At 66.2% G+C, this 22395-nt stretch carries 23 protein-coding genes and 1 tRNA gene; 10 read left to right on the forward strand and 14 right to left on the reverse strand.

Annotated elements, in window-relative coordinates:
• Positions 1 to 33: 33 nt before the first annotated feature.
• The 9 genes from AC3WOB_RS23615 to dapC form a co-directional block, all read right to left on the reverse strand.
• Positions 34 to 1227 carry a cytochrome-c peroxidase gene (locus tag AC3WOB_RS23615; protein WP_013394704.1) on the reverse strand — a complete coding sequence of 398 codons (1194 nt, stop codon included), beginning with the start codon at positions 1225 to 1227 and terminating at the stop codon, positions 34 to 36.
• Positions 1200 to 3833, reverse strand: coding sequence for a TonB-dependent receptor plug domain-containing protein (locus tag AC3WOB_RS23620; protein ID WP_492276350.1), 2634 nt, complete (start codon positions 3831 to 3833; stop codon positions 1200 to 1202). Before AC3WOB_RS23620 ends, AC3WOB_RS23615 begins: the two co-directional genes overlap by 28 nt.
• A gap of 117 nt (positions 3834 to 3950) precedes the next feature.
• Positions 3951 to 4868 (reverse strand): FecR family protein, encoded by a 918-nt coding sequence (locus AC3WOB_RS23625; protein ID WP_013394702.1) that lies wholly within the window; start codon positions 4866 to 4868, stop codon positions 3951 to 3953.
• 2 nt (positions 4869 to 4870) lie between these two features.
• On the reverse strand, positions 4871 to 5359 hold the full coding sequence (locus AC3WOB_RS23630; RefSeq protein ID WP_013394701.1) for an RNA polymerase sigma factor: 489 nt from the start codon (positions 5357 to 5359) through the stop codon (positions 4871 to 4873).
• Between the two features lie 123 nt (positions 5360 to 5482).
• Positions 5483 to 7417: an ABC-F family ATP-binding cassette domain-containing protein gene (locus AC3WOB_RS23635; protein WP_085947807.1), complete on the reverse strand. Its 1935-nt coding sequence runs from the start codon at positions 7415 to 7417 to the stop codon at positions 5483 to 5485.
• Positions 7414 to 8310 carry a 50S ribosomal protein L3 N(5)-glutamine methyltransferase gene (gene prmB / locus AC3WOB_RS23640; RefSeq protein ID WP_013394699.1) on the reverse strand — a complete coding sequence of 299 codons (897 nt, stop codon included), beginning with the start codon at positions 8308 to 8310 and terminating at the stop codon, positions 7414 to 7416. The genes AC3WOB_RS23635 and prmB overlap by 4 nt, the downstream gene beginning before the upstream one ends.
• Before the next feature lie 13 nt (positions 8311 to 8323).
• Entirely contained in the window at positions 8324 to 9457 is a 1134-nt protein-coding gene (dapE, locus tag AC3WOB_RS23645) for a succinyl-diaminopimelate desuccinylase (RefSeq protein ID WP_013394698.1), read from the reverse strand.
• On the reverse strand, positions 9458 to 10279 hold the full coding sequence (dapD, locus tag AC3WOB_RS23650) for a 2,3,4,5-tetrahydropyridine-2,6-dicarboxylate N-succinyltransferase (protein WP_013394697.1): 822 nt from the start codon (positions 10277 to 10279) through the stop codon (positions 9458 to 9460). It abuts the gene before it with no gap.
• Between the two features lie 25 nt (positions 10280 to 10304).
• Positions 10305 to 11501 carry a succinyldiaminopimelate transaminase gene (gene dapC, locus AC3WOB_RS23655; RefSeq protein WP_013394696.1) on the reverse strand — a complete coding sequence of 399 codons (1197 nt, stop codon included), beginning with the start codon at positions 11499 to 11501 and terminating at the stop codon, positions 10305 to 10307.
• A 47-nt stretch (positions 11502 to 11548) separates the two neighbouring features.
• On the opposite strand from dapC, the gene AC3WOB_RS23660 reads away from it, so the two are divergent.
• From AC3WOB_RS23660 to AC3WOB_RS23700, 9 genes are all read left to right on the forward strand, one after another.
• Positions 11549 to 11635: transfer RNA gene (locus AC3WOB_RS23660), tRNA-Leu, on the forward strand.
• 279 nt (positions 11636 to 11914) lie between these two features.
• Entirely contained in the window at positions 11915 to 12247 is a 333-nt protein-coding gene (locus tag AC3WOB_RS23665) for a cupin domain-containing protein (RefSeq protein WP_013394631.1), read from the forward strand.
• A 44-nt stretch (positions 12248 to 12291) separates the two neighbouring features.
• On the forward strand, positions 12292 to 12621 hold the full coding sequence (locus AC3WOB_RS23670; RefSeq protein ID WP_013394630.1) for a hypothetical protein: 330 nt from the start codon (positions 12292 to 12294) through the stop codon (positions 12619 to 12621).
• Between the two features lie 148 nt (positions 12622 to 12769).
• The gene (locus AC3WOB_RS23675; RefSeq protein WP_013394629.1) at positions 12770 to 13162 is read left to right on the forward strand and encodes a VOC family protein; all 393 of its coding nucleotides are present in this window, start codon (positions 12770 to 12772) and stop codon (positions 13160 to 13162) included.
• A 257-nt stretch (positions 13163 to 13419) separates the two neighbouring features.
• A complete protein-coding gene (gene aqpZ, locus AC3WOB_RS23680) occupies positions 13420 to 14133 on the forward strand; it encodes an aquaporin Z (RefSeq protein ID WP_013394628.1) in 714 nt (237 codons plus the stop codon).
• 51 nt (positions 14134 to 14184) lie between these two features.
• On the forward strand, positions 14185 to 14874 hold the full coding sequence (locus AC3WOB_RS23685; protein ID WP_013394627.1) for an MgtC/SapB family protein: 690 nt from the start codon (positions 14185 to 14187) through the stop codon (positions 14872 to 14874).
• Positions 14875 to 14951: 77 nt separating this feature from the next.
• The gene (locus AC3WOB_RS23690) at positions 14952 to 15515 is read left to right on the forward strand and encodes a cytochrome b (protein ID WP_013394626.1); all 564 of its coding nucleotides are present in this window, start codon (positions 14952 to 14954) and stop codon (positions 15513 to 15515) included.
• Positions 15516 to 15607: 92 nt separating this feature from the next.
• The gene (kdsA, locus tag AC3WOB_RS23695) at positions 15608 to 16465 is read left to right on the forward strand and encodes a 3-deoxy-8-phosphooctulonate synthase (RefSeq protein ID WP_013394625.1); all 858 of its coding nucleotides are present in this window, start codon (positions 15608 to 15610) and stop codon (positions 16463 to 16465) included.
• Positions 16466 to 16531: 66 nt separating this feature from the next.
• On the forward strand, positions 16532 to 16840 hold the full coding sequence (locus AC3WOB_RS23700; protein WP_013394624.1) for a hypothetical protein: 309 nt from the start codon (positions 16532 to 16534) through the stop codon (positions 16838 to 16840).
• A 24-nt stretch (positions 16841 to 16864) separates the two neighbouring features.
• Here the strand turns inward: AC3WOB_RS23700 and AC3WOB_RS23705 are convergent, their stop codons facing one another.
• Positions 16865 to 17350 (reverse strand): GNAT family N-acetyltransferase, encoded by a 486-nt coding sequence (locus AC3WOB_RS23705; RefSeq protein WP_013394623.1) that lies wholly within the window; start codon positions 17348 to 17350, stop codon positions 16865 to 16867.
• A gap of 176 nt (positions 17351 to 17526) precedes the next feature.
• On the opposite strand from AC3WOB_RS23705, the gene AC3WOB_RS23710 reads away from it, so the two are divergent.
• The gene (locus AC3WOB_RS23710) at positions 17527 to 19176 is read left to right on the forward strand and encodes a PqiB family protein (protein WP_013394622.1); all 1650 of its coding nucleotides are present in this window, start codon (positions 17527 to 17529) and stop codon (positions 19174 to 19176) included.
• A 25-nt stretch (positions 19177 to 19201) separates the two neighbouring features.
• On the opposite strand, the gene AC3WOB_RS23715 is transcribed toward AC3WOB_RS23710, so the two are convergent.
• The 4 genes from AC3WOB_RS23715 to AC3WOB_RS23730 all read right to left on the reverse strand — a co-directional run bounded on the left by AC3WOB_RS23715 (position 19202) and on the right by AC3WOB_RS23730 (position 22303).
• Positions 19202 to 19633 (reverse strand): hypothetical protein, encoded by a 432-nt coding sequence (locus tag AC3WOB_RS23715; protein ID WP_013394621.1) that lies wholly within the window; start codon positions 19631 to 19633, stop codon positions 19202 to 19204.
• A 121-nt stretch (positions 19634 to 19754) separates the two neighbouring features.
• Positions 19755 to 20063 carry a hypothetical protein gene (locus AC3WOB_RS23720; protein WP_013394620.1) on the reverse strand — a complete coding sequence of 103 codons (309 nt, stop codon included), beginning with the start codon at positions 20061 to 20063 and terminating at the stop codon, positions 19755 to 19757.
• Positions 20064 to 20157: 94 nt separating this feature from the next.
• Entirely contained in the window at positions 20158 to 21600 is a 1443-nt protein-coding gene (locus tag AC3WOB_RS23725) for an MFS transporter (protein WP_013394619.1), read from the reverse strand.
• 118 nt (positions 21601 to 21718) lie between these two features.
• Positions 21719 to 22303: a TetR/AcrR family transcriptional regulator gene (locus tag AC3WOB_RS23730; RefSeq protein WP_013394618.1), complete on the reverse strand. Its 585-nt coding sequence runs from the start codon at positions 22301 to 22303 to the stop codon at positions 21719 to 21721.
• Between the last annotated feature and the right edge of the window lie 92 nt (positions 22304 to 22395).

A 22395-nucleotide genomic window follows, 5' to 3' on the forward strand; every position in this document is an offset into this window, starting at 1 on the left:
CAGAGATCCCGCGCGCCGCCTTTCCCTTTCTTCCTACAAGACCCGCATGAACGCCAGCAAGGCGTCGATTTCGTCCGCGCTCAGTTCCAGCGGTCGGATGTGCTCGGACTTGCGCGGCGCGTACGGATCGGGCGGATCGGCGGGCGCCGGATCGCGGCCCATGCCGGCGTTGTACATCCGCAGTAAACCCTTGAGGTCCGCGAACAGCCCGTTGTGCATCCAAGGGCCGGCGCGCGACACATTGCGCAGGCTGGGCGTGCGGAACTGACCCAGGTCGGCGGGGTCGCGGGTCGCTTCGTAGCGGCCCAGGTCCTGATTGCGGCGGCCATAGAACGACAGGCCGATGTTGTGGAATTGATGGTCGGTCAGCATCGGGCCGCTGTGGCAATTCATACAGCGCGCCTGCGTGCGGAACAGATGCATGCCGATCAACTCGGTATCGTCCAGCGCCTGGGAACGGCCTTCCAGGAATTCGTCAAAGCGCGTCGGCTCCGGACGCAATGTTGCGACGTAGGCCGCCAACGCGCGCGCCAAGCGGTCCGCGTCCACCGGCGGTTGCGGCGCAGAGGCCGCGCCGAACGCCAGCAGGAACTGCGCCGGATATGGCTCGGTTTCAAGCAGGCGCGCCACGGCGCCGCCGGCGTCATGGTTCATTTCGCGGGGATCGTGAATGGGGCCCAGCACCTGCTCCTTCAGGCTGGCGGCGCGCCCGTCCCAGAATAGCCGCGGTGCGAACGGAGCCGCGTACAGCGGGGTTGAGCGCCGCCTGCCCATCAGTCTGTCTTCGCCCACGGCCAGCGCGAGCCCGTCCGTGAAGGCGCGCTGCGGCAGGTGACAGGAAGCACAGGACACCTGCCCCTTGCGCGACAGCGCGGTATCGAAGAACAGCATCTGCCCCAGAGTCACGACCGCCGGACGCGCGACGTCGGCGGCCAACTCCTGCTGGCCGGCATTGGCGGCGGTCCAACTCAGGGGTGGGCTGGTGGCAGGGGGCACTGCACTCCATTCGTGCCAGGCCACGCCGGGATCGATGGAAGGCGCGGGCCAGGACGCGGGTGGCCCCGAGTAGTGCGGCCGCAGGCAAGCCGCATCCCAGCCCGCCGGCCCGTGGCAGCCGGACGGGCCGGCGGCCGGCGTCCGGGCCTGGCCGCCGTCCCCGCGAACCAAAGGCGTCGCCAGCGCCAGCGCCGCGCCCAGGATCAGAAGCGATAACCGACTTGCAGCCATAGTTCCCGTCCCGTCTGGTAGGTACTGCGATCGGTCTTGACGTTCGGATTGCTGGCCGTCAGGGCAGGTCGGCGGTCCAGCACGTTCAGGACTTCGACCGTGAATTCCAGGCTGCGCGCGAACGTGGGATTCCAGGAAAGCTTGGTGTCCCAGGTCCAGTAGGACGGGATCTCGCCGGATTCGAAGCGCTCCAGATACTCGGGCCGCGGGCCCACTCCCACATAGACGGTGGCGTCGCGCTTGCTGCGCCAGTTCATCATGTTGCTCCAGGTCAGGCCCGCGCGCGGCCACGCGCCCGTCAGGCTGAGCGTGGCGATCTGCGGCTGGTAGAAGGAGCTTGGCGGCAGATCGATGGCGCGCAGGCGCGAGCCGTTGTAGATCACGTAGTCGCCGGGGTCGCGCGCGTCGCCGCTGTAGCCTTCGACCAGGTCCGCGTTGGTCTTGCGCTTCTGCCAGCTCCAGCTTGCCTGCATGTTCCAGCGCGTTTCGCCCAGGCGCCAGGGCTCCAGCGTGCGCAGCGACAGGCTGACGCCGTCGGTGGTGGACAGGCCTTCGTTGCTGTAGCGGTAGCCGTCCTTGTCGTTGCCGGTCATGCTCCACTGGTCGCGGCCGTTGCGGCGTACATAGCTCAGCACGCCTTCCATGCCCGCCATGCGCTGGCGCAGCGAGACCGCCCATTCGTCGTCATAGGGCATGCGCAGGCCCTTGTACTGGACGTAGTACTCCTTGCTGCCGTCCGCCACAGGCTTGCCGTTCTTGTCCAGCACCTGGCGTCGCAGGCGGCTACGTTCCTCTCTGAGCGCCGTCTCCAGCACGCCGGCCCCGTAGTACCGCGACCAGCCGGCGCTGAGCAGGGTATCGCCCGAACCGAACATGTCCCAATCCAGCCGCGTGCGCGGCGACAGGTTGCTGTTGCCGAGGAAGGTCTCGCGGTCGTAGCGCAGGCCGGCGTCCAGCGCCAGCCGTTGCCATTCGATGCGGTCCGACAGAAAAAGGCTGGCCATGTTGTAGTTCACGTCCACGGTGCCGGGCAGGTAGCGGACCTTACTGAAATCCCGATAGCTGCCGTCGCGGTTGTAGGCGCGCTGGTAGGAGTGGCTTTCCTGGAAACGCTCGAAGTTGGCCTGCACCTGGTTCAGTTCCGCGCCTGCATATGGACTGTGCGTGAACACGCCCGTGCGCACCGGATCCAGGTCGACCCGGCCCTTCAGCGTCCAGGTGTCCTGGCGCGTCTGCTCCTTGCCGAAGCCGCCCGCGGTGTACCGCGGCAGCTGGTAGGGGCTGAATGTCACCAGCTCGTCACCCACGGATTCGCGGTTGCTCAGCGACCGGTCCCAGCCCGCCTGCAGCGCAAGCCGGCCGCCCTGGAAGTAGTGGTCTACGTTGACGCCTATGCCGCGCGCCTCATGATTGTTGTCCCAGCGCGTGTGCCGGAACAGGTCGCTGGCCAGGGTTTCGCTGCGGTCGCTGTATTTCAGCGTCAGGTCGGCCGTGGTATCGGCGCTGGCGCGCACGCTGAACTTGCCCAGAAAGTTGTCAATCCGGTCGCTGTAGGCCGCCTGGCCCGGCGCCGGCTGCCCCTTGTCATCCACGCCCATGTTCCAGCGGGTGATGTCCGATTCGCGGCGCGACATGGCCAGCACGGTGCCTGATTTTTCGTTGAAGGCGAGGTCGCCCACGGCGGAGTAGAAGCGCTTTTTCCATTCCGGTGAATAGCCCGGCTTGCCCTGCGCCCAACTGTTTTGTTCGCCCTCGGCCACCTCCTGCCGCGTCATTTTGGAAGTGTTCCAGCGGTAGTCCAGATTCAAGCGGTTTTCGCCGGAAAAGCGGCGCAATCTGGCGTCCACCACGCCGCCCGTGAAGCGGCCGTACTCCACGGGTACGAAGCTGTCGTGTACGCGCACTTCCTCCAGCAAGCTCGTGTCGACGAAGTACGACTGCGGATTGCTGGGCACATTGCCGACCTGCAGGTTCAGGTTCTTGCTGGCCGGGTCCACGCGGTTGGTCGCGTCCATGCCGTCGAGCTGGAACAGGTTCTGGTAGGGGCTGGAGCCGTGGAAGGATATGTCCTCCACATTGAGCGAGCCGCGGTTCTGCGAGCCGGCGGCGCCTGGGTTGGTGCGTACCGCCGGATGCGTCGCCACCAGCGTGCTGAGGTCGCGGTTGGAACTGGGCGTCTCGGCGATGTCCTCGCGGGTATAGATGCGCTCGCCGATCTGTTCGCCATAGACCCGTACGGCGTCCAGGCGCAGGGCGGAAAACAGGTTGGTCTTGTCTACGTAGACGATGTAGCGGCCCGGCCCCTCCGCGCGCAAAGCCAAGCCGGACCCCGCCAGCAGGTGGTTCAGCGCGAGCAGCGGCGAATACTCACCCTGCAGCGGGGGCGAGGTCTTGCCCGCCACCGCCGCAGGCGGAAACGAAATCTCCAGGCCGGCTTGCCGGCCCAGCGCCAGCAGCGCTTCGCCCAGCGGTTGCGCCGGCATGTCGTAGGCGGCGCGCGCGGCGGGCTGGGCGGCGCTTGGCGAGACCGTGATCAAGGCGGCGATGAGCAGCGCTGCGGAAGCGCTGGACCGGCGAACGCGCCGGTTGAAGGGGTGAAACTGCATGAATGCGTCCAGGCGGGTGTTGATATCAGCCGTAGGACGTATCCAGGCGCGGGTTACCTCATCGGATTGCTCATGAATAATTTATATCGATTCTCATTTACCGATTGAAGATAAGCTTCATCGCACGATCAGCAGGCCCGGCAGTTCGGTGATGCCGACCTTGGCCTGCGCCAGCAGCAGCGCCAGGGCGCGCTTGGGATCGCCGATGCTGGCGGTGCCTGACACGCGCAAACTCCGTGCTGCCTCACCCAGCACCAGGATGTGCTTGCCGCCATAGCGGGAGAGTCGGGCCGCGGCCTCGGGCAAGGCGACATCGTTGAATGCCAGCAGGCCCTGGCTCCAGTCCGGCGCCGGTTCTTGCGCAGCGGCGAGGCGCAGGATGCCTGTTGCCGACACGGCAGCTCCCTGGCCCGCGTCCAGCGCCAGGCTCTGCCCATCCTGGCAGGTCAGGCACTGGACCGCCACGCGATGTTCGTAGACCACCACGCGCGAGCCGTCGACTTCGCGCGCGACGGAGTAGCGGGTGCCCAACGCGGTGGCGGAGGCGTCTGGCGTCACTACCGTGAAATCCGGGCCGCCGGGGGCGCGAGGTGCGACCGTGAACAGCGCCCGTCCGGCCAGGAGCCTGACCTCGCGCTTGCCCGGTGCGAAGTCGATGGCGATGGCCGAATCCGCATCCAGCGTGGCGCTGGAGCCGTCGGGCAGGGCCACGCGGCGCACGTCGGCGCCACTCGTGTAATCGGCGCCGGGATGGGCCGTGCGCAGCAATTGCCAGGCCGGCCAGGCTGCCAGCAACGCCAGCGCCGCTGCAGCGCCACGCTTGCGCGCGCGCCGCGGCGCCAGCTTGCCGCGCTCGATTTCACCCATCCGCCGCCACAGGCGCGCCAGCCGCTCGTAGGCGTCGGCATGGCTGGCGTCCGCCCGGTACCAGGCTTCGAACTCCGCCTGGGCCTGCGCATCCATGCCCTGGCCGCTGTGGCGCACGACCCAGCGCGACGCTTCTTCCTGGGCGCTGCGGATACGGGGGGCAGCCATGGTCAGGACGCCAGTGCCTGGTCGCAGGCCAGCAGGATGCGCATCATGTGCTTTTCCACCGCGCTGACCGAGATCGCGAAACGTTCGGCAATGGCGCGATAGCTCAGGCCCTCGTGCCGGTGCAGTACGAACACATCCAGGCTGCGGCGGGGTTGGGCAAGCAGGGCGGTTTCCAGCCGGCGCAGCATCTGCCGTGCGGCGGCGACATCCAGGGTGTCGGGTTCATGCTGAGGAGGCCGCGAGGCCGCGTAATCGGCGGTGGCCGCCAGTTCGCGGCTGCGGCGCCGGTGCCAGTCGGTGGCGATATTGGCGGCCACGCGGAACACGTAGGCGCGGTCGTTGTCGGGACGCGTCCTGTCCTTGAATTCCGCCAGCTTGATCCAGGTGTCCTGCGCGCAGTCCTGCGCGACGTCGCGCGAGCCGGTGCGCAAAGAGAGGAAACCCAGCACCTCTCGGTAATGGCGGAGAAATACATCCGTGAGCGAAGACATGTCGCCGGCGCCGGGCGCCAGATAGAGTCAAATTCGCGGCAGAGTATAAATGATAACGATTTCTATTTCTAGATTAACCGGAAACAGTGAGGCGGCGGCGGGCAGGGCGCCCGCCGCAAGCCGTCAGGCCTCGGACTGTTCGATCTCTTCCAGCGAGCCCTGGATTTCCAGCCACTGTTCTTCCAGCTCGTCCATGCGCTTGCCGTGTTCGCCGTGCTCGGCCATGACCTTCTGGCGTTCGGCGCGGCGTGCGTCCGAGTACAGGTCCGGGTCGGCGATGACGGCGTCCAGCGCATGCAGCTTGGCGCGCAGCTTCTCCATTTCGGTCTCGATCTTGGCAAGCTTGGATTCCAGCGGCTTGCGCAGGGCGGACAGGCGTTGGCGCTGTTCGGCTTCGGCGCGGCGCTGGGCCTTGCGGTCCACCACCGGTTCGCCGCCTTCGGCGTTCTCGCGCGCCGCTTCGGCGCGTTCACCGGCGTTGCGCGCGGCGAGCCAGTCCCGGTAGTCCTCCAGGTCGCCATCGAACTCCTGTACCGCCCCGTCGGCCACGATCCAGAAGCTGTCCACCGTGGTGCGCAGCAGATGGCGGTCGTGGGACACGAGCAGCATGCTGCCGCCGAAGTCCGCCAGCGCGGCGGCCAGGGCCTCGCGCGTTTCCACGTCCAGGTGGTTGCTGGGTTCGTCCAGCAGCAGCAGGTTGGGCTTTTGCCAGACGATCAGGGACAGCGCCAGGCGCGCCTTTTCGCCGCCGGACATGGGGCCGACCTTGCTGGTCACCGTGTCGCCGGAAAAACCGAAGCCGCCCAGGTAGTTGCGCAGCTCCTGTTCGCGGGTCTCGGGGGCCAGGCGCGCCAGATGGGCGATGGGCGTGCTGTCCACGTCCAGCATGTCCAGCTGGTGCTGATGGAAATAGCCGATGGCCAGCCCGCGCGAGGCGCGGCGTTCGCCTGCCTGCACTGGCAGCTCTTCGGCCAGGGTCTTGATCAGCGTGCTCTTGCCGGCGCCGTTGGCGCCCAGCACGCCGACGCGGCTGCCCGCGCGCACCATCAGCGTCACGTCGCGCAGGATGGGCACGGCGTTGCCTTCGGCGTCCGTGTAGCCGGCCGACAGGTGCTCCAGGGTCAAGAGCGGATCCGGCACCTGATCGGGCGAGGGGATGCGGATATCGATGCCCGCTTCGGCATGCAAGGGCGCCAGCACCTGCATGCGCGCCAGCGCCTTGACGCGGCTTTGCGCCTGCTTGGCCTTGGAGGCCTTGGCCTTGAAGCGGTCGATGAAGCCTTGCAGCCGGGCCGCTTCGCGGGTCTGGCGCTCGTAGGCGATATTGGTCTGGCGCAGGCGCTCGGCGCGTTGCGTCAGGAAGTCGCCATAGCCGCCGCGGTAGCGCACCAGCTTGGCGTGGTCGAAATGCAGGATGGACTTGGCGACCGCATCCAGGAACTCGGTATCGTGGGAGATCAGCATGACGGTGCCGGGATAGGCAGCCAGCCATTTCTCCAGCCACAGCATGGCGTCGAGATCCAGGTGGTTGGTGGGCTCGTCCAGCAGCAGCAATTCGGACGGCGCCATCAGCGCGCGGGCCAGGGCCAGGCGCATGCGCCAGCCGCCGGAAAAGCTCGCCACCGGCTGCATCCATTCGGCGGGCTTGAAGCCCAGGCCGGCCAGCAGCTGCTCGGCGCGCGAGGCCGCGCTCCAGGCGCCGGCTTCCACCAGCGCCGCTTCCACTTCAGCGATCTGCGTGCCTTGCTCGTCCGTCAGTTCGGCGCGGCGCGCCTGCAGTTCGCGCAGGTGGGTGTCGCCGTCGATGACGAATTCGCGCGCCGGGCGTTCGTCCGCTTCGAGTTCCTGCTTGACGCTGGCGATGCGCCAGCCGGCCGGCATCGCCAGGTTGCCGGCGTCCAGGTCCAACGCGCCGGTCAAGAGCGCGAATAGCGAGGACTTGCCCGCGCCGTTCTTGCCCACGATGCCCACGCGTTCACCCGGGTGCGCGACGAATTCGGCGCCGTCCAGCAGCACCTTGGTGCCGCGGCGCAGGGTCAATCCAGTAGCGCGTATCACAGGCTGAGTTGCTCGCGGGTAAGCAGCAGAAGCTGGTCGGAGGCTTCTTCGGTGTCCAGCCACACGGGCGACAGCTGCGGGAACGCGGCTTCAAAGAAGTCGCGTTCGTGGCCGATCTCCAGCACCAGCACGCCTTCCGGGGTCAGGAACCGCGGCGCCGCGTCGAGAATGCGGCGCACCAGGTCCATGCCGTCGTCGCCGCCGGCCAGGGCCAGCTGTGGTTCGTGGCGGTATTCCTGGGGCAGCGCGTCCATCGAGCCGCTGTTGACGTAAGGCGGGTTGCAGATAATCACGTCGTACTGGCGTGGCGGCAGATTGTCGAACAGATTGCTTGCGTGCAGGTCCAGGCGGTCCGCCAGGCCGTAGTCGTCGACGTTGCGGCGCGCCACTTCCAGCGCGTCGGGCGACACGTCCACCGCGTCCACGTGGGCGTAGGGGAAGGCCAGCGCCGACAGGATCGCCAGGCAGCCGGACCCCGTGCACATGTCCAGCACGTTCTCGACCGCCAGCGCATCCTGCACCCAGGGCGCCAGGCCCTGGTCCAGCAATTCCGCGATGGGCGAGCGCGGCACGATGACGCGCTGGTCCACGTAGAAGCGGTGGCCGCGCAGCCAGGCCTCGTTGGTGAGGTAGGCGGCGGGCAGGCGCTCGGTCACGCGACGGTCGATCAGTTCGAGCACGCGGTTGCGTTCCTCGCTGAGCACGCGGGCGTCCAGAAAGGGCTCCAGCGTGTCCAGCGGCAGATGCAAGGCGTGCAGCGTCAGGTAGACCGCCTCGTCCCAGGCGTTGTCGCTGCCGTGCCCCAGCGCCACCTGGGCGGCGTTCAGGCGTGATACGCCGTAGCGGATCAGGTCGCGCAGGGTCAGCAGTTCTTGGCGGGCGGATTGGTACATAGGGGACTTCTTTCTAGGCGAGCAGGAGGTTTTCCAGCGTGCGCCGATAAATGTTTTTCAACGGATCCAGCGATGCCACTTCGACGCGTTCGTTGACCTTGTGGATCGTGGCGTTGCAGGGACCGAATTCGATGACCTGCGGGCAGATCTTGGCGATGAAGCGGCCATCGGACGTGCCGCCGGTGGTGGAGAGTTCTGCCGTCACGCCGGTTTCGTCGCGGATGGCCGAGACCAGCGCATCCGTCAGCGAACCGCGCGGCGTGAGGAAGGGCTCGCCGCCCAGCTCCCAGTCCAGCGTGTACTCCAGGCCATGGCGGTCCAGCACTTCGTGCACCCGCGCCTGCAAGCCTTCCGGCGTGCTGGCGGTCGAGAAGCGGAAGTTGAACAGCGCTACGGCCTCGCCCGGCACCACGTTGGTGGCGCCGGTGCCTGAGTTCAGGTTCGACACCTGGAACGTGGTGGGCGGGAAGTACTCGTTGCCCTGGTCCCATTCGATGTTGACGATGTCGGCCAGGGCCGGCGCCAACTGGTGCACGGGGTTGCGCGCCAGATGCGGGTAGGCCACGTGGCCCTGGATGCCCTTGACCGTGAGCTTGCCCGACAGCGAGCCGCGGCGGCCGTTCTTGCAGGTGTCGCCCAGCACGTCGCCCGAAGTGGGCTCGCCCACGATGCAATAGTCCATCTGTTCGCCGCGCGCCTTCAGCGCGTCGCAGACGATGGCGGTGCCGTCGATGGACGGGCCTTCTTCGTCGGAGGTAATCAGCAGGGCGATCGAGCCGCCATGCTGCGGGTGGGCCGCCACGAATTCCTCGGCCGCCACCACGAAGGCGGCGATCGAGCTCTTCATGTCGGCCGCCCCGCGGCCGTACAGGTAGCCATCGCGCTCGGTGGGAACGAAAGGATCGCTGTCCCACTTTTCGCGCGGACCCGGAGGCACCACGTCCGTGTGACCGGCGAACACGGCTAGCGGCGCCGCGCTACCGCGCCGCGCCCACAGATTGGTGACCCCGCCCTGGGCGATGGTCTCGCAGGTGAAGCCGATGCGTTCCAGGCGCGCGGCGAGCGTGGCCTGGCAGTCTTCATCGGCCGGCGTGACCGAAGGGCGGGCAATCAGGTCCTTGACCAGATCCAGTACGGCAGTACTCATTTAGGCCCTCAGCAGATCATTGATGCTGGTCTTGGCGCGGGTCTGCGCGTCGACGCGCTTGACGATGACCGCGCAAGCCAGGCTGTGCGAACCGTCGGCCGACGGCAGCGAGCCCGGGACCACGACCGAACCCGAGGGCACGCGGCCATAGGTGATCTTGCCGGTGGCGCGGTCATAGATCTTGGTGCTTTGCGACAGGAACACGCCCATGGCCAGCACCGAGTTCTCTTCGACGATCACGCCTTCCACGACTTCCGAGCGGGCGCCGATGAAGCAGTTGTCTTCGATGATGGTCGGGTTGGCTTGCAGCGGTTCCAGCACGCCGCCGATGCCCACGCCGCCCGACAGGTGCACGTTCTTGCCGATCTGGGCGCAGGAGCCCACCGTGGCCCAGGTGTCGACCATGGTGCCTTCGTCGACGTAGGCGCCGATGTTCACGTAGGAGGGCATCAGCACCACGTTGCGGGCGAGGTAGGCGCCGCGGCGGGCCACGGCCGGCGGCACCACGCGGTAGCCGCCTTGCTTGAAGGCGTTGTCGCCGTATTCCGAGAACTTGAGCGGCACCTTGTCGTAGAACTGCAGCGGAGCCTGGCCCATGATGGCGTTGTCGTTCAGGCGGAACGACAGCAGCACGGCCTTCTTGATCCACTGGTGCACGACCCAGTCGTCGTTGATTTTCTCGGCCACGCGCAAGCGGCCCAGATCCAGGCCGTCGATGGTGCGCTCGACCGCTTCGCGCACTTCGGCGCTGGCGTCGGTGGGCGACAGGTTGGCCCGGTCGTCCCAGGCTTTTTCGATGGTGGTCTGCAGGTCGAGAGTCATAGCGGCTCAGCTCTTAAAAGGTTGATCAAACGGAAGTATGCACAAAATGGGCGATGCGCTCGGCTGCTTGCACGCAGTCAGCCAAAGGCGCCACCAAAGCAATGCGGATGCGGCCCTGGCCGGGGTTCACGCCGTGCGCCTCGCGCGCCAGGAAGCTGCCCGGCAGCACGGTAACACCAGTACGGCCAAAAAGGTCGCGCACGAAGGCCGTATCCGAGCCCGGCGTGGCCGCCCACAGATAGAACGAGGCCTGCGGGCGGGACACGTCCAGCACCTTCTGGAGGATGGGCACGACGGCGTCGAATTTTTCGCGGTACAGGCGGCGGTTGTCCTTCACATGCGCCTCGTCGGTCCAGGCCGCGATGCTGGCCGCGGACACGATCGGACTCATGGCACTGCCATGATACGTGCGATACAGCAGAAAGCGGCCGATCAGCGCGGCGTCGCCCGCTACGAAACCCGAACGCAGGCCCGGCACGTTGGAGCGCTTGGACAGGCTGGAGAACGCCACCAGGTTGCGGTAGGTATCGCGACCCAGACGGCGCGCCGCCTGTAGCCCGCCCAGCGGCGGATTGCCTTCGTCCAGGTAGATTTCGGAATAGCACTCGTCCGATACGATCACGAAGCCGTGGCGGTCGGACAGTTCGAACAGCGTTTCCCATTCGTCCAGCGACATGACGTTGCCGGCCGGGTTGCCCGGCGAGCAGACGAACACCATGCGCGTCTTCTTCCAGACGTCGTCCGGCACCTGGTTCCAGTCGCTGGCGAAATTGCGCACCGGGTCGGCGTTGACGAAGTAGGGCGTGGCGCCGGCCAGCAGGGCCGCGCCTTCATAGATCTGATAGAACGGGTTGGGGCAGATCACCACCGAACCGGCGGACGGATCGATGACGGTCTGCGTGAACGCGAACAGCGCCTCGCGCGAGCCCAGCGCCGGTAGCACCTGCGTTTCCGGATCGGGGGCAGGGATGCTGTAGCGCCGCGCCAGCCACTCCGAGATCGCCCTGCGCAGGGCAGGGTCGCCCTTGGTGGACGGGTACACGGACAGGCCCGCGAGACTGTCGCGGATGGCCTGTTCGACGCGCTCGGGCGCGGCGTGTTTGGGCTCGCCGATCGACAGATTGATGGGCGTCAGACCGTCCGACTGCTGGCTGGCCGAAGCCAGCAAAGCGCGCAGTTTTTCGAACGGATAGGGGTGTAGGGCATCGAGGCGCGGATTCATGACGCAAGATTTTAACAAGCAAGCTACAATAGCGGGCTTGGCTTAACGCGAAGGTGGCGAAATTGGTAGACGCACCAGGTTTAGGTCCTGACGCCGTAACAGGTGTAGGGGTTCGAGTCCCCTCCTTCGCACCAACCCTATTTGGGTACTGATCTGGCATGTCGCCAACAGCGCCCTGAAAGCCCCCCGCATCCGTGCCGGGGGCTTTTCTTTTGCCGGCACGGGTTTCGCGCTTAGGGATAACCTCCCGTGCTGAAAGCACATTTTTGATATATCTTCGCGCTCTTCGGCAAAGGCTTGCCGATAGGCGCGGTAAAAGCTTCTCAGCAGGAGGCGCGGCAGACAGCCTTCCATACGGCGCCTCGGCCGCATCAAACACAGCACCCAAAACAGCACGATAAGGAGAGCCTCCCATGGCGCTCAAGCACGCTGCATTTCTGGATGTCATCGATCTGCGCACCCCGCATCGCGAGCACGGGGAGGCCGTCAGCGTCAGCCTGATGAAGACCGCGCACATGCAATTGCTGCAATTGGTGCTGCCAGCGGGCAAGGGCCTCCCGCAGCACGCCGTGGCGGGCGAAATCACCATCCAGTGCATCACCGGCGAAGTGAGCGTGACATCGCGCGATGGCATCCGCCAATTGCGCGAAGACCAGCTCATGGCGCTGGCTGCCCACGAGCCGCACGCATTGCTGGGTGTGCGCGATGCCACCGTGCTGGTGACGGTGCTGCACGCCGCCGCCTAGTACTCCTTCTTCCTGACGCAGACGTGTTCCCTGAGAGGTGAGCCGTGCATGAGCTGCTGGCCGACTGGTGCGAAATCCTGAACCGCTTGCTGCGCGACGTGGCCAACGCCCAAGCCACGACGCAGGCGCGCGATAGCGCGTTACGGCATGCCCACAGACACTCCTGTCTGGCGCCGATCTGCTTCCGGATGTCCGGCGCCACGATCAGCCACCTGGCCGAGACGCTGGATTGCGCCATCCGCGCTTCCTGCGCCCGCCAGGACAATTCCGCCTGGATGCTGGCGCTGGACGTGGCATACACCAAATTCCTGTTGTATCTGATCCGCGACGTGGACCGCTGGTCCAGCAGCGGGCTGGAAGAGAGCGCGGCCTAGGATGGGGACCGGTCGCCCGGTATATGTGTGCTCCATAAAATACTGGATAAATAAACAGTTATCTGGTTCAATCTGAACATGCCCTCGGCTGCCTCCCGTCCCCGTGCACGCACGGGCAGGGTGCCCATCCCCACGACCAGGACGAACCATGAAATTCGGATACACCATCATCTACGTGCCCGACGTCGCCGCATCGCTATCCTTTTTTGAACAGGCGTTCGGATTCGCCAGGCGCTTCCTGCATGAATCCCAGACCTACGGCGAACTGGAAACCGGCGAGACCACGCTGTCGTTCGCCGCGCATGAACTAGGCGAGGCGAATTTCCATGGCGGCCATGTGGCGGCTTCCGCTTCGGCCGAGCCTCTGGGCATGGAAGTGGCTTTCGTGACCGACGACGTTGCCGCCGCGCATGCCCGAGCGCTTGCGGCGGGCGCTCGGGAAATGAGCGCGCCCGCGCCCAAGCCCTGGGGGCAGGTCGTGTCGTATGTGCGTTGTCCGGACGGCACGCTGGTGGAGCTTTGCACGCCTGTGCACGGCTAGGCGCATTCGTTGCCGCAGTGCAGGCCATGCGCCGGATGCCGTCCGGCGCAGCCGATTCTGCCAAGCTATTCCAGCCTGTGAACCTTTCCGTCTAGCCGGTCCGGGCGATCCCCTAGCCCGCGCGGCGAAGTTACCGTGGTTGCGGCAGGGGTGTTCACGTCCGGCTGCGCTCAAGAATTGTCAAGATTTACATTGCTTTAAAGTCGCCGTTCCCGCCCCGCGATACCGTTGCATTTTCGTTTTTCGGGGGAGTCGAAATGTATTCGCTTTCTAAGCGTTGCGGAGCGGAGTTCTTTGGCACGTTCTGGCTGGTATTGGGGGGCTGCGGCGCGGCGGTGCTGGCAGCTGGTTTCCCCGAGCTGGGCATCGGGTTCGCGGGCGTGGCCCTGGCCTTCGGCCTGACCGTGCTGACCATGGCGTTCGCGGTAGGCCACATTTCCGGCGGGCATTTCAACCCGGCCGTCACGGTAGGCCTGGTGGCGGGCGGACGCTTTCCCGCCAAGGAAATCCTGCCCTACGTCATTGCCCAGGTCCTGGGCGCGATCGTGGCGGCAGCGGTCCTGGCCTGCATCGCGAGCGGCAAGCTGGGTTTCGACCTCAAGGGTAGCCACTTCGCGGCCAACGGCTACGGCGCCTATTCACCGGGCAAGTACTCGATGGTGTCCGCCCTGGTGACGGAAGTCGTGCTGACCGCGGGCTTCATCTTCGTGATCCTGGGCGCCACCAGCAAGCGCGCGCCCGCCGGTTTCGCGGCGATCCCGATCGGACTGGCGCTGACGCTCATCCACCTGATCAGCATCCCGGTGACGAACACCTCGGTCAATCCGGCCCGTTCCACCGGCCCCGCGCTGTTCGTGGGCGGCTGGGCGCTGGAGCAGCTGTGGCTGTTCTGGGTCGCGCCCATCGCCGGGGCGATCGTCGGCGCCATCGCCTACCGGCTGGTCAGCGATCCGGCGCAGGAACGCAGCTAAGCCTGGCCTTGCACCGGGCGATAATGGGGCCAAATCTTTGATCCTGGTCCCATGAACGAATTTACGATTGCCATCAATCTTGCGCTGGCCATGCTGCTGGGCGCCGCCGTCGGCGTCGAGCGCCAATGGCGCCAGAACTACGCAGGCGTGGTGACGCATGCACTGGTCTCGCTGGGCGCGGCCGCCTACACCGCCTTGCCCGCGCTGCTGGACGCCAGTAACGACATGCGCCTGGGCAGCCAGGTCGTGACCGGTATCGGCTTCCTGGGCGCGGGCCTGATCATGCGGGACGGCCTGACCATACGCGGCCTGAGCGCGGCGGCCACCATCTGGGCTACCGGCGCCGTGGGCGTGCTGGCCGGCTACGGCTTCCTGGCCGAAGCCAGTGCGGTGACGGCGCTGATCCTGGTTACCAATGTGCTGCTGCGGCGCGGCGCCAGGCTGGTGGACCGCTACGTGCCTGAAGCGGAAACCGAAGAGCGCTACTACAACATCGCCTTGACCTGCGCTTCCACGGACGAAGCCCTGGTGCGTGCGGAACTGCTGAACGCCCTGGGCAAGCACAGCCTGCGCCTGCGCGGCGTTGAAAGCCAGCAGCGCGACGGCGGCCGCTCCGAAGTGACCGCGGTGGTCTATTCCATGCGCCAGGAAGACGAACGGGTGGAACAGCTGGTGGGCAGCCTCAGCCTGCTGCCGCAGACCTACTCGGCCAGATGGACTTCGGACACCGGCAACGCCTGATGCCGCCCGGAATCAGGACGCCGTAAGTCCGATGTCAATACGCTTGCACACCTGCCTCCAGATGATGAGCGTATTCCGTGACCACACCGATTTCCTTTGCCGCGCCCACCGGCCCTGCGCACTATGACCGCATCACCATCGCATTCCACTGGCTGACCGCGCTGCTGGTGGTGGGCCTGTTCGCGCTGGCCGAAACCTGGGGTTTCCTGCCGCGCGGCACACCCGCGCGGCGCTTGCTGCAGCACTTGCACATTTCGTTCGGCCTGCTGTTTGCCGCCGTGTTCGTGCTGCGCGCCGTCTGGCGCCTCACCGCGGGCAGGCGCTTGCCGCCGGCGTCCAGCGGCTGGCTGCGCACGGCTAGTACGGGCGTACATGGATTGCTGTACCTGTTGATGGCGGCGCAGATCGTGCTGGGCTTTCTGTTCCGCTGGGCGCAGGGCGAGCCGTTCGCGTTCTTCGGCCTGTTCGACGTGCCCACGCTGATCGCCATCGATCACGAGCAGCGCCGCTTCATCGGCGGGCTGCACAACACCGTGGCGTGGTGCATCATCGCGCTGGCGCTGCTGCACGCGCTGGCCGGGCTCTTCCATCATTACGTCCTGCGCGACGGGACGCTGCGCCGCATGCTGTCGGGCCGCTAAGGCCGCGCGTCAGGGACGCGGCGTGAAAACCGGGGCGGGCAGGTTGTACATTACGCACTATCACTGCCCAATTTCCACAGGATGCACCCATCATGACCGCCCCAGAAGTGTTTATCTCCTCCTCGATCAGCTGCGCGAATGATCGCCCCTTCGTGCTGTTCGGCGGCATCAATGTGCTGGAATCCATGGATCTGGCGCTGCGCGCCGGCGAGGAATACCAGCGCGTCACCCGCAAGCTGGGTATCCCCTACGTATTCAAGGCCTCGTTCGACAAGGCCAACCGTTCCTCCATCCATTCCTATCGCGGTCCGGGCCTGGAAGAGGGCATGAAGATCTTCGAAGCGGTCAAGAAGGAATTCGGCGTGCCCGTCATCACCGACGTGCATGAACCCTGGCAGGCCGCTCCCGTGGCCGAGGTCGTCGACATCCTGCAACTGCCGGCCTTCCTGGCCCGGCAGACGGACCTGGTAGTGGCGCTGGCCAAGACCCAGCGCGTCATCAACATCAAGAAGCCGCAGTTTCTCAGCCCGGGCCAGATGCTGAACATCGTCGAGAAGTTCACCGAGGCCGGCAACGACAAGCTGATCCTGTGCGACCGTGGCACCAGCTTCGGCTATGACAATCTGGTTGTAGACATGCTAGGGTTTGGCGTGATGAAGAAAGTGTCCGGCAACCGGCCGCTCATTTTCGACGTCACGCATGCCTTGCAGCAGCGCTCGGCGCTGGACGCGGCATCCGGCGGCCGCCGCGAACAGGTGGCCGAACTGGCCCGCGCAGGCATGGCCGTGGGGTTGGCCGGCCTGTTCCTGGAAGCCCACCCCGATCCCAAGAACGCGAAGTGCGACGGTCCCAGCGCCTTGCCGCTGGACAAGCTGGAGCCCTTCCTGACCCAGCTGAAGAGGCTGGACGACCTGGTGAAGTCCTTTGCCCCCATCGACATCGAACCTTGAGACTGGCGGTCATAACGGCTGCGCAAAGTTGTTATACGATCCGGGCCAAACATTGGGGAGGCCGGGATGTCTTTGTATGTGATCGTCGCCGTTCGAAAAGAGCCCGTCAGCGGGCATGTGGCCTATGTGCGCTGGGGCCAGGCCGAACGCGGCGTCCCGGGCTGGGTCACCGAACCGGTGACGGCGGCGGCATCCGAAGTCATCGAGGCCATCAAGGACGGAGCGGAAGTCGAAACCGCCATCAGCCAGGACGGCATGAGCGTGGCGCTGCGGCCGGTGCGCGTGTTGGTGGATGACGACGGGCGCGAGCATCTCGCGTCCGTGCCGGTTGCCAGTTCGACCCTGTATACGCTCTTCGACCTGCCGGAATTCTGATCCCGCCAGGTCGGCTGGCGGCGCCTAGCGCCGGCCCTGCGCGAAATTGAGCAGGGCGTCTCCAGCCATCCGGTAGCGCACCCATTCGTCTTGCGGCAGCGCGCCGATCGACTTGTAGAAATCGATGGCGGGCGTGTTCCAGTCCAGCACGCTCCACTCCAACCGGCCGCAGCCATTGGCCACCGCTTCCTGCGCCAGATGGCGCAGCAGGTCGCGGCCCGCGCCGATGCCGCGCTGCTCCGGCGTGATGTACAGATCTTCCAGATAGATGCCGTTTTTTCCCAGCCAGGTCGAATAGCTGTAGAAGTAGACGGCGTAGCCGATGGGCTTGCCATCCAGCAGGCACATCAGGGCCTTGGCGGGCGCGTCAGCGGCGAACAGGGTGCGCTCGACATCGTCGGCGTTGGCGATCACTTCATGGGCGGCGCGCTCGTACACGGCCAGCTCGGTGATGAAGGCATGGATCTGGGCCGCATCCGAAGCGACGGCCGGACGAATTTCGATAGTCACGGGTACTTCCTACTACTACTTTAGGGGGCCTTATCCTACCCGTGAATCCGTCCGCGTGCATGGCCGCCTGGCGCGCCGATTTCGGGAATACCCTTACTTGCGCGTCGGGCGCTCGGGGGCGATTCTTGAAAGCGTTCTGCCCTCGAGTCCAATGCGTACAACAGGGGACATCTCCCATGCCTGAGTCTGGCTCCGCCACCGCCAGCACGCCTGCAGCAAGCCGTAAAAGGCGTCGCCTGTCATGGATTTGGCTGGTGCCTCTCATCGCAGCCTTGGGCGGGCTGGCGCTGGTGGTGCGCGTCTGGATGGAGGCGGGCCCCACGGCAACCATCAGTTTCCAGACCGCCGAAGGGCTGGAGGCCGGCAAGACCCAGGTCCGCTACAAGGAAGTCAACGTCGGAGTGGTCGAGCGCGTGGCCTTGAATTCCGACCGCTCGGGCGTCGTCGCAACCGTGCGCATCAACAAGGAAGCCGGCAGCCTGCTGCAGGAAGGGACCGTGTTCTGGGTGGTGCGGCCCAGGCTGACGCTAAGCGGCGTGTCGGGCCTGAGCACCTTGTTCTCCGGGGCGTATATCGGCGTGGACCCGTCCGACCGGTTCCGCCAGGAGGGAGAGAGCCGGGCCACCAAATACAGCTTCGTCGGCCTGGAGACCCCGCCCGAAGTGCCGCAGGACCGCGCCGGCAAGCGCTACACCCTCAAGGCCCGCGACCTGGGCTCGCTGGACATAGGCTCACCCGTCTACTTCCGGCGCATCGCGGTGGGGCAGGTGGTGGCCTACCACCTGGACAGCAGCGGCGAAGGCGTCAATGTGCAGGTATTCATCGACGCGCCCAATGACGATTTCGTCAACAGCGCCACGCGCTTCTGGAACGCCAGCGGCGTGGACTTCAGTGTCGATGCGCGCGGCCTGCAGGTGCGTTCGCAATCTCTGCTGTCGGTAATCGTGGGGGGCGTCGCGTTCGACACCATCGAGCGGCACGCGCACGTGACGGCCAAAGCCGACACGGAGTTCACCATTTTTCCGTCGGAAGGCGCGGCTCGCGCGCAACCCGATGGCGCGCCGCTGCATATCCGCATGCGCTTTGACCAGTCGGTGCGGGGGCTGGTGGTAGGTGCGCCCATCGACGCCTATGGCGCGGCTATCGGCCAGGTGGACTCTATCCGCCTGGAGTTCGACCCGGCCATCAAGCAGTTCTACGCCCTGGTTGGCGCCACCGTCTATCCCGAACGCCTGGGCGCGCAGACGGTCGAGGAAATCAAGGAATATTCGGGCTCGACGTTGGAGCATCCCAACGGCAAGCTGCTGGCCGCCTTGATCAAACAGGGCCTGCGCGCCCAGCTGCGCATCGGCAACCTGCTGACCGGCCAGTTGTATGTCGCACTGGCGGTGTTCCCGGAGGCCGAGCCGGTGTCGTTCAAGATGGAAGAGGATCCCTTCATTCCTACCGTGCCGAACAACCTGGATCAGCTGCAGCAGCAGATCAACAGCATCCTGACCAAGCTGGACAGGGTGCCGTTCGAAGGCTTGGGGGCCGATCTGGGCCAGTTGTTGCGCGCCACCTCCAGCTTGATGAAGCGGCTGGATACCCGCCTCGCGCCCGAGGCGCAAGCCATGCTGCGGCAGGCTGGCAAATCGCTGGCTGCCGTGGGAAGCGTGCTGAGTCCCGACGCCGGCCTGCCGCTCAATGCCAACGCGGTCTTGCAGGAACTGTCGCGCACCGCGCGGTCCCTGCGCGAACTGGCGGACTACCTGCAAGCGCATCCGGAGTCGCTGCTGCGCGGCCGCGCACCGGATGCCCAGTACCAGCGCCAGCCGGCGCGCTAGAGCCCGTCAATATTGCTGGCCCTGGCTATCTACCCAGCCACTGCGCAATCTGGCGGGCGCTGGATTGCGCATCTGTGTCCGAGGTGTCCAGTACCAGGTCGCTGAACGGACGCGTGGCATAGCCTTCGAGGTACATCTGCGCGATGCGCTGGCGCTCCCATTCGGTCAGTACGCGTCCGCCCCGGTCCGACTGCGCGGCTGCCAGCGTGGGTGCCAGCGTCACCACCCGCAGCAGGGCGCCACGTTGTTGGCACGCAGCCAGGATCTGTTCGTAGCTGTCCTGCTCCAAGGGGTAGGCGATGACCAGATAGCGGTCCTGCGCGGTAGCGATCAGATTGGCGAGTCGGGCCAATGCCAGCGCCCACTGCTCGGGGTATGGCAGATGGCTGGGGGCGTCGTGGTCGTCGCCGTCGACGAAGCGCGCAGCCGGTAGCAGGGCGGCCAAGGCGGCGCCCACGGTGGATTTCCCGCTGTTGATCGGGCCGTTGATATGGATGACGGTAATGCCGGGATTCGAGATGGCGGGTCCTTTCCGTACTGGCGGGCGCGTAAGCGTACCAGTGTCCGCGCCGGCCGAGTCAGAACAGGCATTGCCGCAAGGCGAACTTGCGGCCGAAAGCGCGGACTTCGTCGCCGTCCACTGACGCTGCCAAGTCCCAGCGGTCGCCGCGCGTCACCAGGAAGGATCGGCCGACAAGCGCATGGCGCAAGGCGAATTGCCAGAACGCGGCCTCGGAACCCACCGGCTCGAGATCGTGCGGTCCGATCAGCAGGCGGGTGGGACGGGGCGTCGCGCCCAGGGTCCAGCGCAGGGCGATTCCCAGGAATGCAAAACGCGCCGAGAGCGACGAAGGCTGTACGGTCAGCACGCGGATTCTGTTGATCATGGCGAGGACCCCTTGCAGATGGAGCCCAGCGTAGCAAAAGCTGCCCGGGCCTTCCATCCTTCCTTTGGCGGAAACTGGCAGGCCCGGTCGAATCCTATTTCTGGATGGCCCCTGGCGCGTGGTTGCGGGTGATCCGGCCGAGCAACAGCAGGGCCCCGGCCGGCGCCAGCGCGAACGCCGCGAACAGCCATTGCGCCGCATGCTGCGCGCCCGCCACGCCGCCCGGATCCGCCAGGCCCGCGCTGTTGGTGATGACGCCCGCCAGCGCCGCCGTCAACGCGGTCGCATAAAGCTGCACGGTGGTGATGGACGAAGAGGTCAAGGTTTCTTCACCGGCAGGCGCAGCGGTGAAGATGCGCGTCAGCAGATGCGGCCAGCTCAGGCCGATGCCGAAACCCACGGCAGCCAGCGCCAGCACATAGACCGCCAGGCCAGGGTAGGACTGCAGCTGCGTTGCGCGCGGCGTCATCCAGGCCAGGGCTGCCAGCGCGGCCAGGATCACAACCGGGCTCAGCCGCACCAGGAAATTGGCGGCCGGGCCGCTGCGAGTGGCGCTGGGCATGGCCGCCAGAGTCCAGCCCGCCGCCATGGCCGCCGTCATGTAGCCGGCGGCCAGGGGTGTCATGCCATGGATCACTTGCAGGAAATACGGCACGAAGATTTCAGTGGTGATGGCGGCCACCACCAGGCACATGACCGCATACAGCGCGCCCAAGGGCGTGGCGATGGAGTACGCGCCGGTAGGCAGCAGCCGCTTCGCGGCGCGCTTGTCCACCGCCGCGATCAGCGCGGCGATGGCCAGCCCGGCGGCAATGCCTGCCAGGTTCCAGCGCAGATCCTTCGACAGGCTGGCCAGCGTGATCGCCAGCACGCTGGCCACCAGCAGACCCAGCGTGGTCAGGGGCAGGGGGCTGGGCCGGGCCGGCGGGACTGACTCCTTGCCGCCGACCTTGAGGGCCACGATCGCGGCCAGGCCCGCGGCAACGGGCAGCAAGGCCCAGAACGCCAGCCGCCAGTGCCCGGTCTGGGCGAAAACGCCGCCGATGGCGGGACCGCAAAGGGTGGCGACGCCCCACATGCCCGACACCAGGGCCATGGCGCGCGACCAGAGCGGCGCTTCGAACACCAGGCGGATCAAGGCATAGCTGAGCGCGAAGAGGATGCCGCCGCCCAGGCCCTGGATGCTGCGTCCGGTCAGCAGCATGGGCATGCTGGGCGCCAGCGCGCACACCACCGAACCCCCGGTGAACACCGCGACGGCCAGCAGATAGGCCGCGCGCGGTCCCAGCGTTTCGATCAACCGGGCGGACAACGCCGACCCGACGATGGACGTCACGACGAACAGCGTGGTGTTCCAGGCGTAGTACTCCAGTCCGCCGATATCCTTGATGACACTGGGCAGGATGGTGGTGACGATGTAGACGTTGATGGCGTGCAACGCCACGCCGCCCGCCAGCGCGATGGAACGCAGGGCATTGGTCCCATGCAGCAGATCTGCCCAGGACGCGCTTGAAACATGGGTTGTGCCGGTACTCACGCGGTCTTCCGCCTTCGAGAGAAATTATTTAAACAAGATTTATATTGGATAATACGCATGCCTGGGCGCAACCGCAAACGCCCGTATCGCGGCGCCGCAGCCATGCTCGCGGCCGTGGTCAGGACTTGCGCAGCCCGCGCAGCAGCAGGTCCAGCGCCTGCAACGCCTGCGCCAAGCGCGGGCCATCGGCGGAATCCTGCGCGATCCAGAAGGCGCTTTCGACCAGGCTGCCATTGATCAGCCGCGCTATCGCCTGCGGCGCCGCCTGCTCGATCACGCCCTGGTCCATCATCGTCTGCAGCAGCGCGCCCAGCGAAGCAATGCACTGCTGCTGCGAGCTGTCCGCCGCCGCGCCCAGCACCGCCCGCGCGTCCTGCAGCACGATGCGCCGGATCTCGGGTTCGGCCGCCATCTCCAGATAGGCGCGGCAGCGTCCGCGCAAGGCGCTCCAGGCATCGGGCGCCCGCGCCGCGATGGCGGCCAGGCGCTGGTCCATTTCGCCGTCGATCTGTTCGACCACCGCCGCGAGCAAGCCTTTCTTGTCGCCGAAATGATGGTACAGCGCGCCCCGCGTCAATCCCGCCGCCGCGGTGAAATCGTCCATCGACGTGGCCGCGTAGCCGGCCTCGCGGAAGGCTTGCCGGGCCGTGGCCAGCAGTTTGGCGCGGGTGGCTTCTATCATCTCGGCGCGGGAACGCGTCATGCTCCTCTCCAAAGACATACGGTGCGTATGTAAATTGACATACGCATCGTATGTGAATACGATGCCGCTGTCCATGCCATTCAAGGGTTTCC

It is taken from the genome of Achromobacter sp. FW305-C-30-7, from assembly GCF_058783105.1.

What these genes read in the sequence shown, in the direction of transcription:
- AC3WOB_RS23615 (WP_013394704.1), bottom strand. Translation starts at nt 1,227, where the DNA reads ATGGCTGCAAGTCGGTTATCGCTTCTGATCCTGGGCGCGGCGCTGGCG.
- AC3WOB_RS23620 (WP_492276350.1), bottom strand. Translation starts at nt 3,833, where the DNA reads ATGCAGTTTCACCCCTTCAACCGGCGCGTTCGCCGGTCCAGCGCTTCC.
- AC3WOB_RS23625 (WP_013394702.1), bottom strand. Translation starts at nt 4,868, where the DNA reads ATGGCTGCCCCCCGTATCCGCAGCGCCCAGGAAGAAGCGTCGCGCTGG.
- AC3WOB_RS23630 (WP_013394701.1), bottom strand. Translation starts at nt 5,359, where the DNA reads ATGTCTTCGCTCACGGATGTATTTCTCCGCCATTACCGAGAGGTGCTG.
- prmB (WP_013394699.1), bottom strand. Translation starts at nt 8,310, where the DNA reads ATGTACCAATCCGCCCGCCAAGAACTGCTGACCCTGCGCGACCTGATC.
- dapE (WP_013394698.1), bottom strand. Translation starts at nt 9,457, where the DNA reads ATGAGTACTGCCGTACTGGATCTGGTCAAGGACCTGATTGCCCGCCCT.
- dapD (WP_013394697.1), bottom strand. Translation starts at nt 10,279, where the DNA reads ATGACTCTCGACCTGCAGACCACCATCGAAAAAGCCTGGGACGACCGG.
- dapC (WP_013394696.1), bottom strand. Translation starts at nt 11,501, where the DNA reads ATGAATCCGCGCCTCGATGCCCTACACCCCTATCCGTTCGAAAAACTG.
- AC3WOB_RS23665 (WP_013394631.1), top strand. Translation starts at nt 11,915, where the DNA reads ATGGCGCTCAAGCACGCTGCATTTCTGGATGTCATCGATCTGCGCACC.
- AC3WOB_RS23675 (WP_013394629.1), top strand. Translation starts at nt 12,770, where the DNA reads ATGAAATTCGGATACACCATCATCTACGTGCCCGACGTCGCCGCATCG.
- aqpZ (WP_013394628.1), top strand. Translation starts at nt 13,420, where the DNA reads ATGTATTCGCTTTCTAAGCGTTGCGGAGCGGAGTTCTTTGGCACGTTC.
- AC3WOB_RS23685 (WP_013394627.1), top strand. Translation starts at nt 14,185, where the DNA reads ATGAACGAATTTACGATTGCCATCAATCTTGCGCTGGCCATGCTGCTG.
- kdsA (WP_013394625.1), top strand. Translation starts at nt 15,608, where the DNA reads ATGACCGCCCCAGAAGTGTTTATCTCCTCCTCGATCAGCTGCGCGAAT.
- AC3WOB_RS23700 (WP_013394624.1), top strand. Translation starts at nt 16,532, where the DNA reads ATGTCTTTGTATGTGATCGTCGCCGTTCGAAAAGAGCCCGTCAGCGGG.
- AC3WOB_RS23710 (WP_013394622.1), top strand. Translation starts at nt 17,527, where the DNA reads ATGCCTGAGTCTGGCTCCGCCACCGCCAGCACGCCTGCAGCAAGCCGT.
- AC3WOB_RS23720 (WP_013394620.1), bottom strand. Translation starts at nt 20,063, where the DNA reads ATGATCAACAGAATCCGCGTGCTGACCGTACAGCCTTCGTCGCTCTCG.
- AC3WOB_RS23730 (WP_013394618.1), bottom strand. Translation starts at nt 22,303, where the DNA reads ATGACGCGTTCCCGCGCCGAGATGATAGAAGCCACCCGCGCCAAACTG.